The sequence below is a fragment of the Flavobacterium sp. genome (assembly GCF_003525665.1).
Taxonomy (GTDB): domain Bacteria; phylum Bacteroidota; class Bacteroidia; order Flavobacteriales; family Flavobacteriaceae; genus Flavobacterium.
On the sequence record NZ_DQDX01000194.1, the window covers coordinates 29,040 to 37,857 of the forward strand.

General features: G+C 32.9%; 8 protein-coding genes. 7 read left to right on the top strand and 1 reads right to left on the bottom strand.

Translation table 11 applies throughout. The features are described from left to right. Positions 1-122: 122 nt before the first annotated feature. The 6 genes from purH to rodA all read left to right on the top strand — a co-directional run bounded on the left by purH (position 123) and on the right by rodA (position 7,369). Complete coding sequence (purH, locus tag DIU01_RS13770) at positions 123-1,649, top strand: bifunctional phosphoribosylaminoimidazolecarboxamide formyltransferase/IMP cyclohydrolase (protein ID WP_290835399.1); 1,527 nt, start codon at positions 123-125, stop codon at positions 1,647-1,649. Positions 1,650-1,707: 58 nt separating this feature from the next. Continuing rightward, on the top strand, positions 1,708-2,736 hold the full coding sequence (locus DIU01_RS13775) for a rod shape-determining protein (protein ID WP_035125527.1): 1,029 nt from the start codon (positions 1,708-1,710) through the stop codon (positions 2,734-2,736). An 87-nt stretch (positions 2,737-2,823) separates the two neighbouring features. After that, entirely contained in the window at positions 2,824-3,648 is an 825-nt protein-coding gene (mreC, locus tag DIU01_RS13780; RefSeq protein WP_290835402.1) for a rod shape-determining protein MreC, read from the top strand. After that, entirely contained in the window at positions 3,641-4,150 is a 510-nt protein-coding gene (locus DIU01_RS13785) for a rod shape-determining protein MreD (protein WP_290835404.1), read from the top strand. The genes mreC and DIU01_RS13785 overlap by 8 nt, the downstream gene beginning before the upstream one ends. Further along, positions 4,147-6,102 (top strand): penicillin-binding protein 2, encoded by a 1,956-nt coding sequence (mrdA, locus tag DIU01_RS13790; protein ID WP_290835406.1) that lies wholly within the window; start codon positions 4,147-4,149, stop codon positions 6,100-6,102. Before DIU01_RS13785 ends, mrdA begins: the two co-directional genes overlap by 4 nt. A gap of 1 nt (position 6,103) precedes the next feature. Further along, positions 6,104-7,369 carry a rod shape-determining protein RodA gene (gene rodA, locus DIU01_RS13795; RefSeq protein WP_290835407.1) on the top strand — a complete coding sequence of 422 codons (1,266 nt, stop codon included), beginning with the start codon at positions 6,104-6,106 and terminating at the stop codon, positions 7,367-7,369. Between the two features lie 154 nt (positions 7,370-7,523). Here rodA and DIU01_RS13800 read toward each other — a convergent pair whose 3' ends face one another. Beyond that, positions 7,524-8,357 carry a DNA/RNA non-specific endonuclease gene (locus DIU01_RS13800; protein ID WP_290835409.1) on the bottom strand — a complete coding sequence of 278 codons (834 nt, stop codon included), beginning with the start codon at positions 8,355-8,357 and terminating at the stop codon, positions 7,524-7,526. 91 nt (positions 8,358-8,448) lie between these two features. On the opposite strand from DIU01_RS13800, the gene DIU01_RS13805 reads away from it, so the two are divergent. Continuing rightward, positions 8,449-8,818 (top strand): hypothetical protein (locus DIU01_RS13805; protein WP_290835411.1); only part of this gene is annotated, 370 nt, incomplete at its 3' end.

Consider the following 8,818-nt stretch of genomic DNA (forward strand, 5'->3'; position numbering starts at 1 on the left):
AAAAAAAAAAAAAAATACACCTAAAAAAAAAAAAAATAAAAAAACCACACTAAATTCTTCAAAAAATTTCAAATAAATTCCGATTTAAAAAACTACTTTTGCGTGCTTAATAACACAACACAATGAGCACAACAAAAACTATTAAATCGGCGTTAATCTCTGTCTTTTCTAAAGATGGATTAGAGCCAATTGTTCGCAAACTACACGAGCAAAACGTAACTTTTTATTCTACTGGCGGAACCGAAGAATTTATTAAAAATCTAGGCATTCCTGTTGTTCCAGTTGAAGACGTTACTTCATTTCCAGAAATTCTTGGTGGACGAGTAAAAACTTTACACCCAAAAATATTTGGCGGAATTTTAAACCGTCAAGAAAATGCATCGGATGTTGCTCAAATGGAGGAATTTGATATTCCACAAATTGATTTAGTAATTGTTGATTTATATCCGTTTGAGAAAACGGTTGCAAGTGGCGCAAGTGAAGCCGATATTATCGAGAAAATTGATATTGGTGGTATTTCGTTAATTAGAGCAGCAGCAAAGAATTTTAAAGATACTGTAATTGTGCCATCGGTAGCCGAATACAGTTTGTTTTTAGACATGATTACTGCTGGAAACGGAGCTACAACATTGGAACAAAGAAAATTATTGGCAACAAAAGCTTTTCATACTTCATCGAATTACGATAGCGCTATTTTCAATTATTTTAATACTGATGAAACTGTTTTAAAAATAAGTGTTGATGAATGTCAAGTACTTCGTTACGGTGAAAATCCACATCAAAAAGGATTTTTCTTTGGCGAATTTGACGCAATTTTCACAAAACTTCATGGTAAAGAATTATCATACAATAATTTACTTGATGTTGATGCAGCAGTAAATTTGATTTTAGAATTTAAAAATGATGCACCAACATTTGCCATATTAAAACACAACAATGCCTGCGGAATTGCAACAAGAACTTCAATGAAAGAAGCTTATCTTGATGCTTTGGCTGGCGATCCAACATCTGCATTTGGTGGTGTTTTAATTGCTAACGGAAACATTGATGTTGCTACAGCAAATGAAATAAACTCTCTTTTTTGTGAAGTAGTAATTGCTCCAAGTTATGATGACGAAGCAGTAGCCATTTTACAAGAAAAGAAAAACCGAATCATATTAGTAATAAATGATGTACCTTTACCTGAAAGACAAGTACGAACTTGCCTTAACGGAATATTAGTTCAAGATAGAAACACTATTACAGACAATAAAGAAGGTCTAAAAAACGTTACTACTAAAGAACCAACAAGTCAAGAAATTGACGACTTGATTTTTGCATCTAAAATTTGTAAAAACACCAAATCGAATACAATCGTCTTAGCAAAAAATGGCCAATTAATCGCCGCTGGAACAGGACAAACCTCTCGAGTTGATGCATTAAAACAAGCTATTGAAAAAGCCAATTCATTTAATTTTGATTTAAACGGAGCGGTAATGGCAAGTGATGCTTTTTTCCCATTTCCTGATTGTGTTGAGATTGCAAAAAATGCAGGAATCACAGCCGTTATTCAACCTGGAGGTTCTATTAAAGACGAGTTGAGTATCAATTATTGTAACGAAAATAATGTCGCAATGGTATTTACAGGAACGCGTCATTTTAAACATTAATTTTATTATTTTTGTACGCTAAATATTTATATAACAAACTAAAACCCTTTTATTAAGTATGGGATTTTTTGATTTCATGACCGAGGATATAGCAATTGACCTTGGTACAGCTAATACACTAATCATTCACAACGACAAAGTTGTAATTGATAGTCCTTCTATTGTTGCAAGAGATAGAGTTACCGGAAAAATCATCGCAGTTGGAAAAGAAGCCAGCATGATGCAAGGTAAAACACATGAAAACATTAAAACCATACGACCATTAAAAGATGGTGTAATTGCCGATTTTGATGCGTCTGAAAAGATGATTAGCATGTTTATAAAAAGCATTCCTGCTTTAAAGAAAAAAATGTTTACTCCAGCGTTACGCATGGTAGTTTGTATTCCGTCTGGAATTACAGAGGTAGAAATGCGTGCTGTAAAAGAAAGTTGCGAACGTGTAAACGGAAAAGAAGTATACTTAATTCACGAACCAATGGCAGCAGCAATTGGTATTGGAATTGACATTATGCAACCAAAAGGAAACATGATTGTTGATATTGGTGGTGGAACAACAGAAATTGCAGTTATCGCTCTTGGCGGAATTGTTTGCGACAAATCAGTTAAAATTGCTGGTGACGTTTTTACAAACGACATCATCTATTATATGAGAACGCAACACAATTTATTTGTGGGAGAAACTACAGCAGAAAAAATTAAAATTCAAGTAGGTTCAGCAACCGACCAACTAGAAACTCCACCAGACGACATGTCGGTTCAAGGTAGAGATTTACTTACTGGTAAACCAAAACAAGTAGAAGTTTCTTTCAGAGAAATTGCAAAAGCATTAGACAAATCTATTCAACGAATTGAAGATGCGGTAATGGAAACATTATCTCAAACTCCTCCAGAATTAGCAGCCGATATATACAACACTGGTATTTATTTAGCTGGTGGTGGATCAATGCTTCGCGGATTGGACAAACGTATTTCATTAAAAACAGATTTACCAGTTTACATAGCTGAAGATCCTTTGAAAGCAGTTGTTAGAGGAACTGGAATGGCGTTGAAAAACATACCAAAGTTTAGAAGCATATTAATTAAATAAATTCCAAAATTTAAATCTCAAATTCCAAAAATCGTATTTTACTACCTTTTGGAATTTGGAATTTGAAGTTTTATAACTTTTACAGAGATGCAGCAAATATTTAATTTTATATTTAAAAACAGCTATCGTATGCTGTTTTTGCTGCTTATGGGTATAGCGCTTTCGCTCACAATTCAATCACATTCATTTCATAAAAGTAAAGTTATTAGTTCGGCCAATTTTTTATCTGGTGGCGTTTACGAAAAGATGAATAATGTTGAAGAATATTTTAATTTGAAAATTCAAAATGACGAATTGGCCAAAGAAAATGCGCGTCTAAAAAGTATCATTTTCAATGTAAAAGATTCTACTAAAATTCAATTTGATACCATTGCAGGAAATAGCAAAGTGAGTTTGATTACTGCAAAAGTGATTAAGAATTCTTATAATGTGCACGAAAATTATCTTACTTTAAATCGAGGTGCAAAAGAAGGTATTAAACAAGACATGGGTGTAATTAATAGTTTAGGAATTGTGGGTGTTATCGAAAATACTTCTACAAATTACTCAACGGTTTTAAGTATTCTAAACGTAAAGTCTCCGATAAATGCCAAGATTAAAAAATCAAATCATATCGGTTCTTTAACTTGGAACGGAAAAAATACTGGTTTTGTACAATTGGTTGATGTACCAAGATTATCATCGGCGAGAAAAGGCGATACTATTGTAACTGGTGGACAATCAACAATATTTCCAGAAAATATAAATATTGGAACAATCCATAAAGTTTATATCGACAACGAAACGAATTATTACACATTAGACATTAAATTATTTAACGACATGACTAGTTTAGGCTACGTGTATGTTGTAAAAAATAAAGACACTCCAGAAATTGTTGAACTAGAAAAACTGACTAAAAAAGATGAATAGTGCCATATTATACAATATTGCCCGATTTATTTTGTTGTTAGCAGCGCAAGTTACTATCTTCAACAACATCAATTTTTTGGGATATATAAATCCGTTTCCTTACATTCTTTTTATAATTCTGTATCCAGTAAACGGAAATAAATCGGGTTTATTAGTAGCTAGTTTTTTGTTGGGATTAACAATGGATTTATTTATGAATTCTGGCGGAGTTCACGCTGCTTCCTGTTTAACACTTGCTTTCTTTAGACCATCAATTTTTAAGTTTTCTTTCGGATTAAGTTATGAATATCAAACCGTTAGACTAAATGATGTTTTAACACCAGAACGATTTTCATTCATTTTTCTATCAGTAGTTTTACATCACATTATTTTATTTATACTTGAAATATTTACTTTCGAATATTTTTGGAGCATTATTTTACGTACACTTGTCAGTACTGTATTCACAATTATCATAAGCATTTTAATTATTTATTTAATTAAGCCCAACAACAAGCGATGAGAAAGATTCTTCTTCCGGCATTGGTTATCATAACAGCATCGTTGTTATTGATACGTCTTTTTTATTTACAAGTAATTGATGATTCTTTCAAATTGCAGTCTGATAATAATGCAATAAAGATAAACTACACCTATCCAGAACGTGGTTATATTTACGACAGAACCGGAAAACTTCTTGTTGCCAATCAACCATCTTATGATATCATGGTGATTCCTCGTGATATAAAAAATTTAGATACAGTTCAATTTTGCACTCTTTTAAATATTACCAAAGAAGATTTTATTAAAAAAATTGAAAAAGCAAAAGTTTACAGCCCAAGATTACCATCTGTATTTCTGCCTCAACTCAATAAATTAGAATATGCTGGTTTTCAAGAAAAATTACGTCGTTTTCAAGGATTTTATATTCAAAAGCGTTCACTTCGTGATTATCAAGTAGATTATGGTGCCAATGTTTTTGGATTTATCACTCAAGTAAACGAAAAAATGATTGAAAAAAATCCCTACTACAAAGGTGGCGATTTAATTGGAAAGCAAGGCGTTGAAGAAAGTTATGAAGACATTTTACGCGGACAAAAAGGTGTAAAATATGTTCTTAGAGATAAATTTAATAGAGAAATTGGATCCTATAAAAGTGGAAAATACGATACTATTTCTAAACAAGGACAAGACGTAACATTAACCATTGATGCCGAATTGCAAAAATACGGTGAAGAATTAATGATTAATAAACGTGGCGGAATTGTAGCTATCGAACCAAGTACAGGTGAAATCCTTGCACTCGTAACTGCTCCATCTTATGATCCATCAATTTTAGTTGGTCGTCAAAGATCAGCAAATTACACAAAACTATACAAAGATTCAATCGCTAAACCATTATATGATAGAGGTTTGCTAGCAGAATATCCTCCGGGCTCACCATTTAAAATTTTAACTGGATTAATCGCATTACAAGAAGGAGTTATTAATGATAGTATCGGATTTAATTGCCGTCACGGATTTAGTTATGCGCGCGGTCGTTTTATGAGATGCCACTGTTCTGGTGGACGAGTTCAATTGCACCGAGCTATTTATCAATCATGTAATACTTATTTTTCTAGTGCCTATATTAAATTGATAAACAAATACCAAGATCATGGCTATGCTGTAGATCTTTGGGCAAAACACTTAAAATCATTTGGATTAGGTGATTTCATGGGATACGATTTACCTACTGGTAGAAAAGGAAAAATTCCTAATTCAAAATTATATAATAAAACCTACGCTGGTTGGAAATGGGACGGAAAAACAATCGTTTCAAACGCAATTGGTCAAGGTGAAGTTTTAATGACGCCTATTCAGTTGGCTAATTTTATGGCAACAATAGCCAATCGTGGACATTATTTTACACCTCATATTATCAAAAAGATTGAGGGAACAAAAATTGACAAACGATTTACAACAAAACACAACACAACAATCGACAGAAAATATTTTGATCCAATTGTAAGTGGAATGTTCGACGTATATAATCATGGAACTGCTTCCGGACTTGGTGCCGTTGGAATAGAAATATGCGGAAAAACTGGTACTGCCGAAAACTTTGCTAAAATAAATGGCAAAAGAGTTAAGCTTCAAGATCACTCTATTTTTGTGGCATTTGCACCTAAAGACAATCCTAAAATCGCTATTGCAGTATTTGTAGAAAATGGATATTGGGGTGCACGTTGGGCTGGACCAATCACTACATTAATGATTGAAAAATATCTGAACAAGAAAATATCACGAATCGATTTTGAGAAGAGAATGTTAACAGGAAGTTTAAAATCACAATACGATAAATTACTTCCGCAAAGACAACAAGATAGTATTTTTAGAAAAAGAGATAGTGTTGATTTTGCCAAAAAACGAATCGACTCTATAGCAAAACAAAAAAAAGCGACCATAAAAAACGATAGCACTAAAACCAATTAAAATGAAAAATCAAGGTATTTCACAAAATATTGATTGGATAAGCATCATTATCTTCGCTGTTTTAGTGATAATGGGTTGGCTAAATATTTATTCCTCATCACTTTCTTCTATTGGTGACGATGTTTCAATATTTGATTTCACCCAAATTTATGGTAAGCAAATGCTGTTCATCTTGTTTACCATTCCATTGATTTTTATTGTTTTATTTGTCGAAGCCAAGTTCTACGAAAAATTCTCCATTGTAATATTTGCCATCTCCATTTTATCCTTAATCGGATTATTTGCTTTTGGTAAAACCATTGCAGGTCAGCGTTGTTGGTATGCCATTGGAAGTTTTACATTACAACCTTCAGAATTTGCCAAAGCCGCAACATCACTGGCGTTAGCCAAATATTTGAGCGATGTTCAAATCAATCTTAAAGAAGTAAACCGCCAAATTCAGGTATTAATCATACTATTTTTACCGGTAATGCTAATCTTACCGCAACCTGATCCTGGAAGTGCGTTAATTTATAGTGTGTTTTTCATCGTTCTTTTTAGAGAAGGAATGCCAGGTTGGTATTTGCTAACCGGTTTTATCGCAATCCTTTTGTTCGTACTCACACTCGCCACCAACAATCCGTTTATTGTGATTGGAATAGCAGTTGTAGTATTGACCATAAATTATTTCCGAAGCCGATTAGTCGATAGAAACATCATTGCAAGTGCCATTTTATTAGTCATGGTTTCTGCCTTTTCATTCTCTGTAAGTTATGTTTTCGACAATGTTTTCAAGCAACACCACCGCGACCGTTTCAATATTCTTCTGGGTAAAGAAGTAGATATGAAAGGCGTTGGATACAATACCAATCAATCAGAAATTGCGATTGGATCTGGCGGATTATTTGGCAAAGGTTACCTAGAAGGCACACAAACCAAAGGCGGATTCGTACCAGAACAACACACCGATTATATCTTCACAACAGTTGGAGAAGAATGGGGATTTCTAGGATGTGTAATTGTAATAGGATTATTTGTTGGACTAATTCTAAGAATCGTCTACCTAGCAGAAAGGCAAAAAACCAAATTCAGTCGAGTCTACGGCTATTGCGTCGCCGGAATTTTATTCATCCACTTCTTTGTAAACATCGCAATGGTTGTAGGTATTTTCCCTACTATCGGAGTTCCGTTACCATTCTTTTCTTATGGTGGTTCTGGACTTTGGGGTTTCACAATCTTACTATTTATCTTCCTAAAAATGGATGCTAATAAAGTAAATGAATGGTAATTTAATTTTTATTAGAAGCCAATCCAGCACTACATTTCAAGAATTTCAAAGCTCCAACCATTTTTGTAAAAAGAAAAAAGAGCTTCTTTGGTCGCTTTTTTTCTTTAACAAAAATTGGTCGTTTCTTTAAAATTGCTTTCCATTTCAGTCTGGGCTAAAAACTCCATGATTTATAATTGGCGTTTTGTTCCAATCGGTTTTCAATACCATCATCAAGCTTCGGAAAAAAATCAATGCCAGTCCTTTTTTCCAATTCATCAACAGAAACAACAAATTCATACAAAGGTAAATCGCTATCTTCATGCGGAACCAAAAAAGCAATCATCTTGAGTTCATTGCGAGAAGTGTCCAACAAAACTTTATAAAAATAATTTGGCACAGCAACATCTTCCTTACCAATGGTTTTCATATTATCTGTAAAAACGCCACCTGTAACAACGTAAATACCATTATATTTTCCTGCCCAATATCTAACTTTCTGTTCCAATCTATTCCAAACACCTTCATTAAAATCATGTCTTTGAGGCGAAATATTCGAAGTATAAAACGTTTCATCAAAGGCTTTTTTTGAAAATTTTCTATCGCCAGCCGGACAAAGATGTCCTTTATCATAACCCGATCTTTTATAGTTTCTCCAATCGGCAGAACCACTTTCTACCTTTGGATCCTCAATAAAAAAAGGTCTCTCAAAATTATTGTTGCTGTAATTTAATTCACTTTTCTTTAATTCATACGCAACCCATTCGGCTTGTTCATATTTTTCAATATAAGATAAAGTGTAATTATTGTGAGCTATAATCTCGTTTTCTGTAGAAGATGGAAAATAATTAAAACCTTTATCATCAATAGTTTCAGCATCTTTTTGAGAAATTGTATCTTTCGAATTTACATCCAAATCTTGCAAATCATCGTATCTTTTACAAGAGTAATTCAAGTGAACTAGTACAAATAGAACAAAAAGTAGTAGGTTTTTAGGATATTTTTTCATAACTTTATTTATAGTAGCGTTCCATTTTCGGAATGATATTTGCAAAGTAGTAAAAATATAAATCAAAATCATTAAAATTAATAAGAACATTATGAAAATTAAATTAGTATTATCTGCCCTATTTCTTGTAGGTTTTCAAAACTTTTACGCACAAGAAACACCGGTTCAAACAACAACTACAATTACAGCTGTCGATACTGTTCTGGTTAAATCTGTTGATTTAGAAAAACAAAGGCTAGACGAAAAAAAGCAACTTGAAGAACAGTTAAAAAACGACAAGAAAGCTTTAAAAGAGCAAGAAAAAATTGCAAAAGACAAAAAAAGAGCCGAAGACAAATTAAAAAAAGAACAACGTCAAGTAGAAAAAGAACAAAAGAAATTTGAAAAAGAACAAAAGAAACTAGCATCGGCAGAGAAAGCACTTGCTAAAAATGAAAGTAAACTTTCTAAAGCACAAAAAA